The organism is Psychroflexus planctonicus (genome assembly GCF_014640195.1).
In the GTDB taxonomy this organism is placed as follows: Bacteria; Bacteroidota; Bacteroidia; order Flavobacteriales; family Flavobacteriaceae; genus Psychroflexus; species Psychroflexus planctonicus.
Genome location: NZ_BMGM01000004.1, coordinates 21,209 through 39,315, shown reverse-complemented (window position 1 = coordinate 39,315; position 18,107 = coordinate 21,209). Strand labels below are relative to the sequence as shown.

Below are 18,107 nucleotides of genomic sequence, written 5' to 3'. Positions count from 1 at the left end.
TATATGAAAAATTAAAAACTATCGCTTAACTCCGCTTCGCTTAAATTTAACAACAGCGAACAAAAAGATGAAAATTGCTAAAAACTGAGCAACTCTTGCAATATAATCTCCTGATTTTACATAAAATGTTTCTTTTTTATAAACAGGAATTTTGCCGCTTATTAGTCCTAATTGATTGTATTTGGTTTTCTTAATTTCTGTACCGTCTGCATCAATAAACCCAGAAATTCCGGTATTTGCTGAACGTGCAACGGCTTTTCTTGTTTCAATTGCTCTCAACTTTGCATAACTCCAATGTTGTTTATGTCCTTGCGTTTCTGCCCACCAAGCATCGTTGGTCATGATGGCTAAAATTTCTGCACCATTTTGAACATATTGGCTTACATATTCACCATAAACCGATTCGTAACAAATGATGGGCGCTACTTTAACGCCATTGTTAAGTGAATAAGCAGAACGTTCAACCTGTGTGGTTTTCATAGCGACTGTTCCGCCTAAATCCAACATTACATCGCCTAAAATAGGACGCAAAACCGATTGGTAAGGGAAGTTTTCTACACCAACAACCAATTTTGATTTATAGTAGAATTCTGTTGTCTGGTTTGCTTTTTCAAAAAAAGCTGCGTTATAGTCGTTGTACCAAAATCCTCGCGGATGTAAATTAGATTGATGTGATTTTTCGCTTTCATTTTCAAGAATATCGTAAGCAGAAATGCCCCCCAAAACAGAAACATTTGGAAAATCTGAAATTAGTCTTTGTGAAAAATCATGTGCTTCACTTATTTGAAAATTTTTAAATCTTGTACCTTGTGCAAAAACCGTTTCGGGCAGTAAAACTAAATCGGTTGTTGGTTTGATTTCTTCAGAAACCAATTTCAGCAATTTCTTTTTAATGGCTTCATCGTCGGTATGGTATTTTTCACTGTATGGATCTACGTTAGGTTGTAAGGCAATTACTTCAATATGAGACTCTGCTTCATCTAAATTTGATTTAATAAGAAAAGAAATGCCAATTGGAATCCCAACAAAAAGAATGAGTTTAATGCTACTTCGTACTAAAATTGCTTTGTCTTTGTGTTGTTGAAAAAGCAAAATTGCTTTCAATACCAAGATATTTGCAATTAACACCCAAAGCGTTCCACCAAAAGTTCCGGTGTATTCGTACCATTGAATCAGGGCTGTGTTTTCCGAAAAAGCATTGCCCAAATTGAGCCATGGCCAAGAAAATTCCCAGTGCAAATGAAGGTATTCAAAACAAATCCAAATGGCTATAAAAAAGGATGAAGCAGCTGTAAAATTAACGCGTTTCGCCACGATATGATAAAGCAAAAACACCAAACTCATTAAAAGCGAATTCACCAACACGGCAAAAAACATCCCAAAAGGGTCTGAATAATACAACCAAGAAGTAGTGGCAAAATTCCATATTAAAAAAGTGAGATAGGCTAAACCAAAAACTTTGATTTTTAATTTTCTAGTATTTTTTTGTCTCAGTTGAAGTTCTGCCCATAATAAAGGAACAAAGGCAAAAAACAGAAAAAAAACGAAGCCGTAAGTAGGCCATGAAACAGCAAATAAAAATCCTGATAAAATGGCTAGTAGGAGATTTTTCAAATTGAGTGTTTATTTTCAAAAATACACAATAGATTGAATATCTGAAGTAGAAATTGCGTTTGTTCAATTAAAATGTTCCATTTTTTTAAGATATTTAGCAATAATTTTACATCATGGGAAAATTCAAAAAAATGAAATGGTTTGGCTCCTACTCTATTCAATTTGTATTGATTTTTATTAGTGTATTACTTGCTTTTATGTTGTCTGAATGGAGCAGCGACAGAGAAGAGCGTATTTCTGAATTAAAAATTTTAACCGAAATCAATAATAGTCTAGATCGAGATTTATACGATATTGAATCTAATATTGAAGGTTATAAATACAGTATGCGAAGTGCTGAAGTTATAGAAAATTGGCTCTCAAAAAAAGCAATTCCACAAGATTCGATTAATTTATACTACCAAATTTTATTCAGGAATTACACACCTATTATCAATCGGTCTGCCTACGAATCTTTAAAAGCTACCAGCATAAAAACCATTTCGAACGATTCACTGCGTTTGGAAATTATTTCGGTGTACGATTATTATTACCGTATTCTTGAAAAACTAGAAGATGAGATTTACGAAATGCAGGACTACCGAAATCATATAGAAATTACAAATGAAATTATTACACCTTATATGGAATTTGATGAGAATTTAGAATTGATTCAACTTCGGCCAGCAAATAATTTGAGTGATCAAGACCAAAATACAATTAAACGATGCCTTTGGAAAACGGAACAAAACAGAGAATTTAAATTAAGAGAATACACTTTTGTAAGTGAAAAAATAAAAGCACTTCAAGTGCAAATTGAAAAAGAATTGGAAGAAGAATAAAACTATATATTTGGAAAAAAATCGCTTATGAAAACTGAGTTCATCAAATTGTTGCTCATCTGTATTTTAGTTATTTCCTGCCAAGAAGAAAATCAAACCACCTACTTTTCAGCAAAATTACCAAGTCTAAATAACAAAAATCTTGAATTAGTTCCTGTTAATAGTTATTATACAGGTTTAAAAAGATTGGAAAAATTTCCGGTTGCTAAAACGGATAGTACTGGTTTTTTAAGTTTTGAAATGGAAAACTTGGATGCAGGCTTTTATCAATTGATCTACAATAATTATCCCATGTTGAATTATGATATTTATCTTGAACCCAAGGATTCTATTGTTGTGGAACAATCTTCATGGCAAGATAAACCCAGTTTTAAAGTAACTGGAAATGGAGCAGAAAAGCTTCACTATCTTGAAACGGATTTTCAATTATTTGAAGGAACCAATGCTTTTTATAAAAAAATAAAAAGTGATGAGTTTCATTCTGCAATGGATTTCAAAAAATTCATCGATAGTATTTTTAAACCCAGATTTAAAAAATTAGCCCAGTCTAAAAATAGCGATACCCAGCTAGATATTCATCTTAAAAAACACTTGGAAATTCAACGTGCCAACTTTTTACTGCAACATTTGGAATATCGAAATTATTACATGCAAAATGAATTTAATTATCATTTCCCTAAAGAAGAAGATTACATTAGTTTCTTAGATAGTGTAAATATTAATGATGATTTTACAAATGCTAAATATACTTTAGAGTTTGCGCAAAACTACTTAACCTATATAACTGAAAAAGAAATTTTTGAGAATCCCGATTTAGAGAAAAAGGTGGAGAATTTAAATTTAAAGTGGGACTTTATTTCACATAAAGCACCTACCCAATGGAATGATTTATTAGCCCTAAGTACCATCAAGGATTTTTCCTTTGCTATGTTAGAAGATGGTTTTTTTGAAGATCTTTCAAATTTCAGAAAGCAAACAGATTCTTTATTTTTTGATGAAGAAAACCAAAAGCTTTTCAAATTAAATGCAGAGCCATTTTTGAAACTAGCACCTGGAGAACCAGCCCCTGATTTCGCATTACCTGATGCAGTTGGTAAAATTCACCGTTTAAGTGATTTCAAAGGAAAAGTAGTGTACATCGACTTTTGGGGAACTTGGTGTGGCCCTTGTATTGCTGAAATTCCGGCCACTTTAGCTTTACACAAGAAATATAAAGATGAAGATGTCGTTTTTTTAAATGTAGCTTTAGAAAGTGGTGAAAAAGAGATTGAAGAATGGAGAAGTTTTATTTCAGGCGATAGTCCTTATGCCGAAAAAGTTTTAGAAGGTAAACCTTATACGGGAGTTCATTTGGTAGCTGAAAATCAATTTAGAAATGAAGAAATTAAAGATTACCTCATCAATTTTGCTCCTACTTATGTTTTAGTAGACCAAGAAGGAAATTTAGTGAATGCGCGTGCGCCAAGACCTAAGCAGATTGAAGATGAGCTTAACTTACTTTTGGAAAAAATGAAAGGCTATGAATAAAACAAGCTAATGGTTTTGTGAGATGTTGATAATGTACAAAACTTCAAACTCTAGATGAGTCTACTATTCATAATGAAAAGTTTCCACCTTCAATTCTTCAGAATGAGGACCGATAAACAACTTAAATTCTCCGGCTTCGGCTTCCCATTTTTTGTTAGCAGTGTAAAATTGGATATCCTTTTCAGAAATTTCAAAAGAAATGGTTTTGGATTCTCCAGGTTTTAATCCTACTTTTTCAAAAGCCTTTAATTCTAAAACAGGTCTTGTTCGGCTAGCCACCAAATCCCGAATATAGAGTTGAACAACTTCTTCACCAAAACGATCGCCTGAGTTAGTGACTTCGATTTCCGCGGTTAGTTTTTCGCCTTTATTGAAGTTGTTTTTACTCAATTTAATTTCGCCATAATCAAAACTCGTATAACTTAATCCAAATCCAAATGGAAACAAGGGCTCATCATTAACATCGGTGGTATTACTGAAAACAACTTCATTTGGGCTTCCTGTTGGTCTGCCTGTGTTTTTATGGTTGTAATAAAAAGGCTCCTGACCAGAACTTCTTGGGAAAGAAACCGTTAATTTACCTGAAGGATTGTAATTTCCTAAAAGCACATCGGCAATGGCATTTCCTGCTTGTGAACCCAAATGCCAAGCTTCAAGAATAGCTGGGAAGTGTTTTGCCGACCAACTGATGTCCATTGGGCGTCCGTTCATTAAAACCATAATCGTGTTGGGATTGGCTTCATAAACCGCTTCGATTAATTCGTTTTGAAGTCCTGCAAAACCAATGTTGGCTTGACTTCTACCTTCTCCACTTTGAAAGGCGCTTTCGCCCACCACTAAGACCACCAACTCTTTGCTTTTTGCTAATTTTACAGCTTCTTCAATTTTTGAATTATCGGTGGTATTGATTTTTAATGGGGAACCAAAGCTTTCTCCACCTTTAATAAAATCAATTCCTTCATGGTAACTCAATTCTACTGAATTGGATAATTTTCCTTTAAGTCCTTCATATACGGAAACCGCTGAATCATCAATAGCTTTCCCTCTCCAATTTCCGAGTGGTGTATTTTTATCGTTGGCCAACGGACCAATTAAAGCAATGGATTTAACTTCATCTGAAATGGGTAAAATTTGATTTTCATTTTTCAGTAAAACCATAGATTTTAAAGCCGCTTCGTAAGCTAAATCCATGTTTTCTTTGCTCATGATATCTGTTTTCTCCCTTGCTTCGTCGCAATATTTATAAGGATTATCAAATAAACCCAATTGAAATTTCAAATTCAAAATTCGTCCAACAGCATCATTTACTCTGCTTTCAGCTACTACTTCATCTTCGACCAATTGTACTAAATGTTCTGCATAGGCATTGCTTTCCATATCCATATCGTTTCCAGCTTGAACTGCCATTGATGCTGATTCAGCTAAGTTTGCAGTTACTCCATGCGTTTCCAATTCTTTAATGGAACCCCAATCTGAAACTACAAAACCTTTGTAATTCCATTTCTCTTTCAGCAATTCCTTTTGTAATTCGTGACTTGCGGTGGCAGGCAGACCATCCATATCGCTAAAGGAATTCATAAACGTGGCAATTCCGGCTTCAGCTAAAACTTTAAAAGGTGGCAAAACGGCATTGTGAAATTCATTTTCTCCGATGTTTACGGTGTTGTATTCTTTTCCAGCTTCAACAAAACCGTAGCCAGCAAAATGTTTTGCGCATGCTGCCATGGTGGTAGGATTTGCTAAATCTTCGCCTTGATAACCCTTCATTTTTGCTAAGCCTACTTGTGTATTCAGGTAGGTATCTTCACCTGCACTTTCCATGATTCTTCCCCAACGGGCATCTCGCGAAATGTCTACCATAGGCGCAAATGTCCAATTTACTCCGGCTGCGGTGGCTTCCTTTGCTGAAACTGCTGCTGTTCTTTGCATTAAATCTAAGTCCCAACTTGCGGCTTCACCTAACGGAATAGGAAACATGGTTTTGTAACCGTGAATGACATCGAAACCAAAAAGCATCGGGATTTTTAGTCGTGACTTTTCAATAGCTAACTTTTGTGCTTCTCTAACTTGTTCTACAGAAGTTACATTTAGCATGCTTCCTACTAAGCCTTTTTCAATTTGTTGTTTTTTGAGTTGGGTATTGGCATTGGTTGCTGGACCCGTTAAATCCCAACCGCCACTGTATTGCACCATCTGCCCTACTTTTTCTTCTAAGGTCATCTTGCCTAAAAGCGAATCGACTTGCTTTTGGTATTCCAATGTATGGATTGAATTTTCTGAAGAGGTTTCGGATGTTGAACAAGACATGATAAAAAGACTAAGTATGAAAACGTATGCGTATGACTTCATTTTTGAAAATTGTGATTACACAGGATTTTGATTGCAAATATAATGTCTTCAAGACTAATGAGAAGCTTAAATGAATTTCAAATCAAATTGAACAAATAATGAAAAATATATTGACTATGAATACTATACTTAAACCGTTGTGTATTTTCGTGTTAAAATAAAGTTTTTCATTTAAATTATGCATCAGCTTCTTCCTTTCCATTTAGGGAAGGCTTAGGGATGGGTGTAAACTAAAATATGAAAACACCCTTTGCCTTTCGGCATTTCCCTTCAGGGAAAAAATTTCAATCAAACTTATTCATTAATAGTAAAACCAGTAAACCAATTTGAAAGTCGCTGAAAACAGACAAATTACGTAAAGACATCCTATTAGTGATTTTTTTCGAAAAATTGTATGAAGAACCTGTTCATATTGAAAAATTCTTATTCTAGACACTCCCCGAGACTTCGGAATAAAACATTTCAACCGTGAAATTCACTCGAATTAAAAGAATTTTGTCAAAATGCATAACGGGTTATACCTAATATATAAAAATATACGCCAAATGCCTTATAGTTTGATGTTTACAATTAAAGAATATTTGTTGACAAATTAATTTACTAACTTTTTTATTAACATTAAATCTTTTCGTCATGAAAAAAACAATTACATTTATTATGCTTTTGTTGATTGCCATAGCAGCAAAAGCGCAAAATTATCAGATTAGTTTTACAGGTTCAGGAGAAAGCTCCGTTGTAGATAGCATTTATGTTGAAAATTTAACTCAAGGAACAGAATTAGGTTTAGCAGGTTCAGAAACCTTAAATCTTGTTGGAACACTTAGTGTGGATTCTCATTTTGCTGATGTGAAGGATATAAAAATTTATCCTAATCCGATGCAAGAAAAAAGCAGAATAGCCTTTTACAATGATCAAGCAGATATTGTGAAACTGGAAGTTTTTAATTTAGTAGGTAAGCTTATTTCAAGTAAAACTGAAAAAGCGAATTTAGGAATAAATACGTTTGAAATAAATGGTTTACCAGCTGGAGTTTACATTGTAAAACTTTCAACAAATTCTTGGCAAAGCTCTTCAAAATTAATCTCAGAAGGAGTTGCAATGAATTCCCAAACCATCATCTCTAGAGTTGAAACGCCACAGACCTATCAAAATAAATCAACTTTAAATAGTTCTCAATCTATTATTCAAATGCAGTATAATGATGGAGATTTGTTATTGATTGAAGGTCTTTCAGGAGACAATGTTAGCAACATAACTATGGTTCCGACTCAATCACAAACCTTAAATTTAGAATTTTTTGGCTGTGCAGATGCTGATGGAAACAATTATGCTACTGTTACTATTGGTAACCAAGTTTGGATGTCAGAAAATCTAAATTACGAAACGGGTAACAGCTGGTGTTATGATGCAGATGATGCTAACTGTGACCTTTATGGAAGGCTATATGATTGGCAAACCGCTCTAACTGTTTGTCCTTCGGGTTGGCATTTACCAAGCGATGCAGAATGGACTGAGCTTATAGACTATTTAGGCGGTCCATCTGTTGCTGGAGGTAAAATGAAATCGGTTACAGGTTGGTATCCACCCAATGTAGAAGCTACGAATAGTTCTGGTTTTTCTGGTTTACCTGGAGGTGCCGTTATAACTAATTACTATTTTGATGTTGATTACTACACTTACTGGTGGAGCTCTACGGAGTATAATGCAGATCGTGCTTGGCATCGGTACATTTATTTTGGGAACGATGATTCAACAAAGCACCACGGAAATAAAAACTATGGCTATTCTTGCCGATGCATCAAGGACTAAACTCAATACATACTCGCAAAATCTTATTCAATATTTAATTTGAATGCGCTAAGCGATCATCACGAGTTTTAAAATTAATCTTAAGTCTAAACACAAAAAGTCTAAAGCTCATGAAATATTGTTTCACAGAGTTTTAGGCTTTATAGAATCAAATATTTAGTAAGCTGATCAAGATATATCTAAAGTATTGCCAACTATCAAATTTAAAAATATACGGCAATTGCCTAATAGATTGATAATCAAAATATAAAAATATTTGTAAAGAAATAATTCAACAAACCATTTACTAATTTAAAATCTTTTAATCATGAAAAAATTATTTATTTCGTTATGTGTGCTTTGTGCTAGTTATTCTATGCATGCTCAAAGTTTAAACTTAGGAATCAATGCTGGTTTACCCATGGGAGACACTGGCGATTTCTACACTTTTGGCGCTGCTTTAGATGCGAATTATCTTTGGGAAATAAGTGAAGATTTTTCTTTAGGTGGTACAACTGGTTTTCTATACGCTTTTGGAGATAGTTTTGACACTGCAGGTGGAACATTTGATGTAGAAAATGCAGGATATATTCCACTTGCAGCAGCAGCACGTTATTCACTTTCCGAAAAAATTGTTGTTGGTACAGATGTTGGTTATGCTATTGGGGTTGCCCCATCAGGTTCAGATAGTGCTTTTTATTATGCTCCAAAAGCTCAGTATGCATTTTCAGAAACAATGTCTGGAGTGCTAAGCTACAGGAGCGTTAGTGTTTCTGGAGTAAGTTTTGACCTGTTAACTTTTGGTATAGAATTTCAATTCTAAAATAAGATTTACAACTCACTTAACTTCCGCATCTATTATAAAAAACCCAATTTTAATATACGACAAATACCTTATAGATTAGCTAAGGTAAGTGCGTCACATTTGTAAGGAAACAATTAATATCAATTACTAATCAATTAAACATTTTATTATGAAATCAAATTATTTAACTATCACAGCCATTTTTTTAAGTCTTTTTGTAAGTATAAGTTTTACATCGTGCAGTAGCGATGACGATGGTGGATCTGGCGGAAGTGCTGCCAATGGAACTGTAAAAGCAAAAATAGATGGAGCCAATTTCCAATCGCAAGAAATGTTTTCCACGGCAACTAAAGTAAGTGCTGGTGGCTCAACAACCATGACACTTCAAGGCACAGACAATTCTGGAAAAGGATTCAATTTTGTAATCAACGGCTATGAAGGTGAAGGAACTTATACGTTTGGAGGCGAAAGTTTAGGATTTATTGTTGGAAATTACATAGAGGCTAATGCTTCAAACCCAACTGCTTCTCAAACCTGGACTGCACCTTATGACGACGATTCCATTAGAGGAGAATTACAAATAAGTACAGATTCAGAAGATAACGTAACTGGTACTTTTGAGTTTACTGCGAAAAATTCTAACGGTGATGGCTCAATAAAAAACATTACCGAAGGCTCTTTCAACTTAGATGTAACTTCATTTTAATCTTCAGATTATCAATGCATTTTAGCTCTTCAGGTTTGATAAATTTCAAATAGAACATGTTGAATTAAAAAACCTTAAGAGCTAAACTTTACTAACTTTCTAATTGAAAGCTGCATTTCAAATTTTAAATCAAGAAAAAATTAACTCATATGAAACCACTACTTAAAATCAGTTTGATATTTGTTCTGCTATTGCTTTGTAGTACAAACCTTGTAATTGCTCAGAAATCAATGCAAGACGTAGCTGAATTAAAAGATAGAAAATGGGATAAATTGGTAAAAAGTTATAAAAATAATAGTACATGGATTGACGCGCTTCAGGGATTGCTAAATGAAGATTTACTGTCTGAAGATAATTTACCTAATCCTAAAAAAATAGGAGTTTTAACCATGCAGATTTGGGACAAATCCATTACAAAAGTATCCAAAACAACAACTAAGACACCATTTTCTACTACAACTACAACACTGTATTCAAAAAACTACTTAACACCTTCGGGTAGTAATATGGTTGCAGACAAGTTTCTCGAGCATATGTTGCCCATTTTAAAAACTAAATTTAAAGCAAAAAGCATTTCTTTATTAGAGCCGAAAGAATACCTAAATAGTGAAGAAAAGACAACTATTTATAGAGATGGTGTAAATAAAATAGAATTGAGCGGTCTATCTAAGTCCCTACAAAAGTTGAATAAATTTTTCACAAAGAAAGATTTAGAAGTTCAAGGTTCATTGTCTGCTACTGGATATGAATTTTATCCTTTAAGCGCAAAATTAGTTTCAACAGACTTTAAAGCACCTGCATCGGTAGGGTTAATTTCAGAAGAGCTAGAGCTGGATGCAGTATTGATCATAACCGTTAATGTAAGTTTAGAAAAACGTGGTAAAAGTCTGGTGATCCACGGTATAGAAACAGCATTAGTTGGACCAATTGATGATGACACAACCAAAGAATACAAAGGCAGAATTGGAGCCGGAATGATGAATAAATATCGCGATGGGTTAAACTTTAGCTCAGTTTATTTTGAAGTAGAACCTTTTGAAATTGCAGAACTTGATAGGAAAAGTGCCAAAATTGAAGAATGGTATTTAGATGGGCTTGATACTGTAACATCAAGAATGACTGATGATTTAATTACAGGGATGGAAAAATTTATCGCCTTGGATAAGTCTAGAAAATAAATTAATGTATCTGCTTTTATGCACATTTTGATTAACTTTTGATGAAAATCAATTAATTGCCTCGAGCCCTAAAGGGTGTAATTGATTTTCTTCGACCCTTTAAGGGTTGATGCAAAAGAAGAAAATCATCACAATATATGATGCATAGAAGTGGACAATCTACAATCTATTTAACTCATTTTCAGCTAAAGGGATTTGCTTTATAAAATATAATTATTAAAAATGTTAACTACCAATCTTTGAGTCGGAGTTGCATGCTGCAGCTTCGACTTTTTTTAAACCTGATAAAAAATGATTTTAGAAATTAGCCTTATTTTATTTTTTTTTCTTTTGGTGATAATTGTTGTAGTAACTAGTCTATATCGCAAACAAAAACTCATCAATCTATATCTGAAGAGAGAAATTGAACTCATAAAAAGAATTGATTTTTGTAAATCTTTGATCCGTAAAAGACAAGTAATTTTAAATCTATACGATTTTCAATTGTTTAATCTCAACGACGTCCTAGTTAAAAAAAATCCCAATAACTAATGATTTTATACTATTTTTAGACTTTAATATGGTTTCTTATGAAAGATTTAAGAGCAATTTTACTGATAACCTATTTTATTTTCTGCTTCGGAAAAAGTATAGGTCAAAGTACACAAAAAATTGATCGTAGTTGGGAAAACTATGCCACTTCTAAAAACGATTCTGTTAGATTACGTGCTGCAAATGAATTGGCATTCCATTATATTTTTAATAATCCAAACATTGCTGATAGCATCCTTAAGTTAGAACTAAGCAATGCCAAAAAAAATAATCTCGAATTTCATTTCACCGAACTAACCAATACCAGAGGAGTGTATTATGATGTTCTTGGGCAAAAAGATTCATCTAAAGTGTATTTTGAACGTGCTTTAAATCTGAGCAGGAAACACAATATACAATCTTTAGAAGTAAGATGCATCAATAATCTGGGCATGTTTAACTGGAATAATGGTCAGTTTAAAGAAGCGCTCGACTATTTTTATAAAGCCTTGGAGTACAGCAAGAAAATAAATCCTGATGACGATAAAGGTCAATCCAGATATTTAAGTAATATAGGTCTGATTTATCAGGAATTAATGCAATTTGAAAAAGCAATCGAATTTCATGAAAAAGCTTTAGCTATTCGATTAAAGTATGACATGACTAAAGACATTGCTGGATCATATAATAATATGGCAATTTGTTATAAGAGTTTTAATGATTTAGATCAAGCTGAGAAGTATATAAAACTGGCCATAGAATTCGCAGAAAAAGCTGATCAGCCAAGGCTATTTTATCAATTTCAAGGTACCTACGGCAATATTCTGAATCTTCAGAATAAATATGAAATGGCTGAAAAAGCCTACTTAACCGCTTTAAATTTACCTGAAGAATACCTAAACTACAACCGAACTAAATTTATTACGAGTTCAAATTTAATTGATTTATATTACAATACTCGTCAATTTGATAAAGCAAAATCTGTAATTCAAAAAGCAGAAAACTTTATTCATGAAGACCCTTCTTTGTATAATTATGCAGAATCCTATTACATCAATGGAGCAAAAGTGTACTTCGCACTTCAAGATACAGAAAAGGCTGATGAATATTTTGAATTTTACACAGGTGTTAAAGACAGTTTATTTTCAAATCAAAACGCAAAAGCATTGGCAGATGTAGAAGCTAAACTTAAAACCAAAGAAAAGGAAGCCGAGCTAGCCAAAACAAAAACTGAATTACTTGAAAAAGAGTTAAAAGTGAGACAACAAAATCTCATTATTTATGGAAGTATAGCGCTAATCATTGTGTTGATTCTATTAAGTTATTTTATCATTCAATCCAAACAACTCAAGAACAAAAAAATCCAGAAAGAAGCCGAATTGAAAACCGCTTTAGCTAAAATTGAGCTCAAAAATAAACTCGAAGAACAACGGCTGAGGATTTCAAGAGATTTGCATGATAACATTGGGAGTCAGCTCACTTTTGTCATTTCAAGTTTACAGTTTATTCAGCATCAAAAAACAATTCAATTTGAAGAAGTAAAAACTAAACTCAATCAACTCAGTATTTTCACTCGACAAACTATTCATGAGCTGAGAGATACCATTTGGGCCATGAACAAGGAAATGATTGAGTTATCCGATTTGATTATTCGTTTTAAAAACTTTATTAATCAGTTGGATATCAAACAAAATATTTCCGTTACAACATCAGATTACAATGGCGAACAATTCAAATCTCTTCAATTTAGCGCGATTAGTGGTATTCAAATTTACAGGATTGTACAAGAAGCTGTCAATAATGCCATTAAACATGCCGATTCAGAAGACATCAAAATTCATTTTGAAATACATAATCAACAACTCAAAATCACCATAGATGATGACGGAAAAGGCTATAATACAGAAGAACAAGAAGAAGGCAACGGACTTCAAAACATGAAAAAGAGAGCAGAAAAACTGAATGCAGAATTAAAGATACATAGCAAAATAGCATCTGGTACTCAAGTAAAATTGAATATCCCAATAGATACTGAAAACACATAACAATGAATAGTCAAAAAATTAAGCTAGCCCTAGTAGATGATAATGTGTTTATGCTGAAAAGCATAAAGGAAAAATTATCTTTATTTGATGAATTATTTGTGAAAACAACTCAGCTTGGCGGATCAAAAATTTTAGAACATTTAGAAGAACACAGCAACTACCATTTAATTTTGATGGATATTGAAATGCCGGGTTTAAATGGAGTTGAAACTACTACCCTAGTTAAAAAAAAATACCCGCATATTAAAGTGATAATGCTGACCGTTTTTGATAACGACGAAAATATTTTCAATGCCATAAAAGCAGGTGCAGACGGTTATTTGCTGAAAGATGTAAATCCAGATGTATTGCATAAAGGCATTCTAGATACACTTAATGGCGGTGCTGCCATGAATCCATCTATTGCAATGAAAACCTTAAAATTACTACGAAATCCAGACACTATTTCGAAAGACCAGAATACCGAAATAGTTACCTTAACTGCCAGAGAAACCGATGTTTTAGAACAATTAGGGCAAGGATTAAGTTATACAAAAATTGCAGATAATCTGATTATTTCGCCATCTACAGTAAGAAAACACATTGAAAACATCTACAAAAAATTACAAGTTCACAACAAATTAGAAGCAGTTGACATGGCTCGAAAACAAAATTTGATATAATTTTATGCTATATCTACCCGTTGTGCATTTTGACAAAATTCTATTAATTCGAGTGAATTTTAGATTGAAATCTGTAATCGCGTTGTCTCGAGAGTATAGAGAATAAAGATTTTTTAATATGAATAGATTTCTTTATTCGATTTTTCGAAAAAAATCACTAATCGGACGGCTTTACTTAATTTGTCTGTTTTCAGTTCTTTCAAACGGGTTTACTGGTTGTACTATTAATGGATAAGTTGGATTAAAATTTTTCCCTCGAGGGAAATGCCGAAAGGTAAAAGGTGTTTTCGTATTTTAGCTTACACCATCCCTAACTCTTCCTTGAATGGAAGGGAAAAAGCTAATTCATAGTCTATGTGAAAAACTTTATTTCAGCTCAAAATGCACAATGGGTTATATCTTTCTAATTATTCATTTTTAGTTGAAATCATTGAACCTGCTTTTTGAAATGGATTAAGCGATTTCCTTTCTTAGATTAACAGAATTTTACATGAATTAGAAAGGGTAAATCTTATATTGTCTAATCGTATCTAAAAACCAAAAGCAAAATTCAATTAGAAAATTAATACGCACACTTGTTTTATTTCTTATTATTCAACATAACTTTAGCATGAAAGCTCAAGAACAACACACTTATCCGGCTTCTATAAAAAAAGAAGTAGAAAAGGCACTCGCTTATTTCCCTCAGTTACAGGATGTACACATCACTTTTAAATTTAAAACTGATATTAAAAAATCGACCATGCAAGCGCAACCAAAATTCAAGAGTTTGTTTATGCGAAGAAGCAAAAGAGAATATTTTATATTTATTAGCGAAAAATTTAAAATTTCTGATCAAGAATTTAAAACCTTAAATGTTCCGTCTGATGTAATTACAGGTTGGATTGGTCATGAATTAGGCCATATTTTAGATTACGAAAACCGTGGTAGCTTAAATTTAATCTGGTTTGGAATCCGTTATTTACTGTTAGAAAGGCATATTATTGAAGCGGAACGCGCAGCAGATAGCTTTGCTGTAATGCAAGGTATGGAAGATTACATTTTAAAAACCAAAAACTTTATCCTAAACCATGCTGAAATAAATCAACTTTACAAAGAACGCATTATGCGGTATTATTTATCTCCAGAAGACATTATGCAAATTGTACAAAACCGCTAATTAATGATTTTGTACAAAATCTTCCCATTCTTTAAATTTTTCTTCATTCATGACTCTTTCCATTTTAACTTGGCCACCTTTCTTTTTATTTCTTGCATTCCAATCATAAAATACTTCGGAGTCGATCAATTTTACTTTTACACCATTTAAGGCTTTAGACCTAGCCACTTTATAATTTTTATTGGCTTCTTTTAAAGATTCATCTAAAGCATTTGCTACTTCAGCAGCATTTAAACTTGTATCTGAAGCACCCAAGTACCAAAAGTGGTAAAACTCTTCATCTTCAGCGCGTTTTGCACAAATGGTATATTCAGAAATATCTATACCAAATTGATCTTCTAGTGCTTTCATGGCATCATCCATTTTATTAACAGAAAGCTGGGAACCAACTGTGTTCAAAAAGAATTTAGTACGACCTGTAATTTTAATTTCTGCTCTTTTCACATCGCTAAATTGAACGGTATCGCCAATGGTATAACGCCATGCACCACTAACGGTACTTACAATTAATACATAATCTACACCCAACTCCACATCTTCAATGGCAATACACGGTGAATCTGGCTTAAGCGAACCATCTTGATTGATGTATTCTGGCTGAAAAGGCACAAATTCAAAAAATATTCCGTTATCGGTTAACAATTGCATAGCATCGGTTTCTGGTCGTGTTTGCAAAGCAATAAAACCTTCTGAAGCCAAATAAGTGTCGATGATTTCAACTGGTTTTCCGGTCAAGCGTTTGAAGCTTTTTTCGTAAGGACCAAAAGCAACTCCACCAGTAGTGTATACACGTAAGCTTGGCCATATGTCATGAATATTGTCTACGTTGTGGTATGCAATCACTTTTTCCATCATTAATTCCATCCAAGAAGGAATTCCGCTTAAAGCGCCAATGTCCCATTTTTTGGCATTCTCAGCAATTTTTTGAACGCGCTCATCCCAATCGTCTATTCTGGAAATTTCTTCGCCTGGTTTATAAAAGCCACGGAACCAAAATGGAATTCTACTTGCGCTAATTCCGCTTATCTCTCCTTCAATATGGTCGTTTTGTTTCTCTAGGTTGGTGGAGCTACCGAGCATCATGATTTCTTTTTCGAAAAAATCGCCAGGTAAGTCGTAGTTTTTCATAGCCAAAACTTGTTTTATCCCGGCATTTTTAATGGCTTCAATCATTTCTTCCGTTACAGGAATGCGTTTACTTGTTTTTCCTGTTGTTCCAGAACTCAAAGCAAAATAATCTGGATGTTCGGGCCATGTAATATTCTTTTCCCCTTCGTGAAGCTTATGCCACCATTCAACATGAATTTTTTCATAATTGAAAAAAGGAATACTGGACTTGAATAATTTGTAAGGTTGATTTGCAAGTAAAATATTGGAAAATTTGTAATGCAGTCCAAATTCAGTATTTTTAGCTGAATTTAATAAATGATTTAAAACTTCTTTCTGATTTTTAACGTGATCAATTTCAGAAGATATTGAATTACTTAAATGAATAACTCCTTTAATAATGTTTCCTATAATAGCCATAATCAATTTCTTATATTACTAATCTAAGCTATAAGATATAGCTTATTCTGAAATTCATATTAAAAAATTAATATTTATTTATCCAACTGAAATGTTTCTCTCCAATATCAGATTTATTGTCGTCAATGAATTTTAAAAACATCTCAGCAACTGGAGAAAGTTGCTTGGTTTGTAGCCAAACCAACTGCCAGTTTGTTATAATGGGTAAGCCTTTCATGGGTATTATTTCTAAATCATTGTTTTGTAATTCATTTTTAATTCCGATTAATGGCATAACCGAAAAACCCAAACCAGATATTACAGCTTGTTTTACTGCTTCATTAGAAGTAAGTTCAATTTTTTTATAATTCGATACGTTTTTTGAAGCTATAAAATCTTCCATAGCTTTTCGAGTTGCCGATCCAGATTCTCTATAAATCAAGGGTAAGTTATTTATTTTTTTAACTGAATTTATGTTGATTCCTGAATTTTTAGAGCCGATAAAAAACAACTGATTTGGCAGTAAACTGATGCTGTTTACTTTTAATTTTTCGGGTAAAACCGAAACTAAAGCAAAATCTATCTCGTTGTTTTCTAGACTTCTCACCACTTGTGTTTTGTTAGTTACATCGATATTTAAATCTACTGCTTTGTAATTTTTCATAAAACTAGACAAGAAGTAAGGCATTACATATTTGGCTGTAGAAGCAATTGAAAATTTTAAACGTCCAGTTAAAATACCTTGGTAAGCATTGGTTTTATAGTTTATGGCTTCCACTTCGTTCAGAATTTTTTCGGCTGTTTGAGCTATTTCTTTACCAAAATCGGTGATAAAAATTCTTCTTCCCACTTGCTCCGTCAAAGGAATTGAAAATTGATCCTGAAAATTTTTCAACTGAATAGATACCGCAGGCTGACTTAAATGAAGCTCTTCAGATGTCTTTGTAATGCTTTGGTTTTCAGAAACCTTCAAGAATACTTTTAATTGATGCAAAGTATAATTCATAAAAATAGTTTATGTATATGATTAAATATATAAATAAAAACTTATGAATCAAATTTACAATCTTTGCCCAACGAAAACAAATAAAAAAACAAACATGGAAACAAAAGAAATGAAAACAACAGTACATCAAACAAAAGAAATAAACTTGGTTGATGGGAAATTTACAAAGTCACAAGCCTTAGATATTCTAACTGCTTTGATAGATCAAAAAATAAATTACCATAAAATTGAAGGTTTACAACTTTGGGAAAGCAATCACAACATAGATAAAAAACCCATAAACAGCAGAGTTGAAGAATTAAAAAATGAAAGAGAAGAGCTAAAAACGTTTATTAGAAGTTTAAAAAACAAGGATGTAAAACTTAACATTAATGGTGTTTTACATATTGATGTAATTGATTAATCTAAAATTGGTTTCAAATTGAATAAAT

Annotated in this window: 14 protein-coding genes; 10 read left to right on the top strand and 4 right to left on the bottom strand. The window is 32.9% G+C overall.

From position 1 onward, the window contains the following. Positions 1-18: 18 nt before the first annotated feature. On the bottom strand, positions 19-1,614 hold the full coding sequence (gene lnt, locus IEV72_RS05100) for an apolipoprotein N-acyltransferase (RefSeq protein ID WP_188458021.1): 1,596 nt from the start codon (positions 1,612-1,614) through the stop codon (positions 19-21). Positions 1,615-1,727: 113 nt separating this feature from the next. Here lnt and IEV72_RS05095 point away from each other — a divergent pair, with 113 nt between their 5' ends. Both IEV72_RS05095 and IEV72_RS05090 read left to right on the top strand, forming a co-directional pair. Next, positions 1,728-2,435 carry a hypothetical protein gene (locus IEV72_RS05095; RefSeq protein WP_188458020.1) on the top strand — a complete coding sequence of 236 codons (708 nt, stop codon included), beginning with the start codon at positions 1,728-1,730 and terminating at the stop codon, positions 2,433-2,435. A gap of 27 nt (positions 2,436-2,462) precedes the next feature. Then, the gene (locus IEV72_RS05090; protein ID WP_188458019.1) at positions 2,463-3,962 is read left to right on the top strand and encodes a TlpA family protein disulfide reductase; all 1,500 of its coding nucleotides are present in this window, start codon (positions 2,463-2,465) and stop codon (positions 3,960-3,962) included. A 63-nt stretch (positions 3,963-4,025) separates the two neighbouring features. Here IEV72_RS05090 and bglX read toward each other — a convergent pair whose 3' ends face one another. Then, on the bottom strand, positions 4,026-6,311 hold the full coding sequence (gene bglX, locus IEV72_RS05085; RefSeq protein WP_188458018.1) for a beta-glucosidase BglX: 2,286 nt from the start codon (positions 6,309-6,311) through the stop codon (positions 4,026-4,028). Positions 6,312-6,944: 633 nt separating this feature from the next. On the opposite strand from bglX, the gene IEV72_RS05080 reads away from it, so the two are divergent. The 7 genes from IEV72_RS05080 to IEV72_RS05050 all read left to right on the top strand — a co-directional run bounded on the left by IEV72_RS05080 (position 6,945) and on the right by IEV72_RS05050 (position 15,164). Continuing rightward, positions 6,945-8,120, top strand: a complete 1,176-nt coding sequence (locus IEV72_RS05080) for an FISUMP domain-containing protein (RefSeq protein ID WP_188458017.1) — start codon at positions 6,945-6,947, stop codon at positions 8,118-8,120. Positions 8,121-8,427: 307 nt separating this feature from the next. Next, on the top strand, positions 8,428-8,922 hold the full coding sequence (locus tag IEV72_RS05075; protein WP_188458016.1) for an outer membrane beta-barrel protein: 495 nt from the start codon (positions 8,428-8,430) through the stop codon (positions 8,920-8,922). A 151-nt stretch (positions 8,923-9,073) separates the two neighbouring features. After that, complete coding sequence (locus tag IEV72_RS05070; protein ID WP_188458015.1) at positions 9,074-9,610, top strand: DUF6252 domain-containing protein; 537 nt, start codon at positions 9,074-9,076, stop codon at positions 9,608-9,610. A gap of 149 nt (positions 9,611-9,759) precedes the next feature. Continuing rightward, the gene (locus IEV72_RS05065; protein ID WP_188458014.1) at positions 9,760-10,788 is read left to right on the top strand and encodes a hypothetical protein; all 1,029 of its coding nucleotides are present in this window, start codon (positions 9,760-9,762) and stop codon (positions 10,786-10,788) included. A gap of 569 nt (positions 10,789-11,357) precedes the next feature. Continuing rightward, the gene (locus IEV72_RS05060) at positions 11,358-13,343 is read left to right on the top strand and encodes a tetratricopeptide repeat-containing sensor histidine kinase (RefSeq protein WP_188458013.1); all 1,986 of its coding nucleotides are present in this window, start codon (positions 11,358-11,360) and stop codon (positions 13,341-13,343) included. Positions 13,344-13,345: 2 nt separating this feature from the next. Then, on the top strand, positions 13,346-14,005 hold the full coding sequence (locus IEV72_RS05055) for a response regulator (RefSeq protein ID WP_188458012.1): 660 nt from the start codon (positions 13,346-13,348) through the stop codon (positions 14,003-14,005). Between the two features lie 610 nt (positions 14,006-14,615). Further along, entirely contained in the window at positions 14,616-15,164 is a 549-nt protein-coding gene (locus IEV72_RS05050) for a hypothetical protein (RefSeq protein WP_188458011.1), read from the top strand. On the opposite strand, the gene IEV72_RS05045 is transcribed toward IEV72_RS05050, so the two are convergent. Further along, positions 15,165-16,691, bottom strand: coding sequence for a GH3 family acyl-acid amido synthetase (locus IEV72_RS05045; protein ID WP_188458010.1), 1,527 nt, complete (start codon positions 16,689-16,691; stop codon positions 15,165-15,167). A gap of 67 nt (positions 16,692-16,758) precedes the next feature. Continuing rightward, the gene (locus IEV72_RS05040; protein WP_188458009.1) at positions 16,759-17,676 is read right to left on the bottom strand and encodes a LysR substrate-binding domain-containing protein; all 918 of its coding nucleotides are present in this window, start codon (positions 17,674-17,676) and stop codon (positions 16,759-16,761) included. A 43-nt stretch (positions 17,677-17,719) separates the two neighbouring features. Here IEV72_RS05040 and IEV72_RS05035 point away from each other — a divergent pair, with 43 nt between their 5' ends. Further along, positions 17,720-18,079 carry a hypothetical protein gene (locus tag IEV72_RS05035; protein WP_229731813.1) on the top strand — a complete coding sequence of 120 codons (360 nt, stop codon included), beginning with the start codon at positions 17,720-17,722 and terminating at the stop codon, positions 18,077-18,079. Positions 18,080-18,107 lie beyond the last annotated feature (28 nt).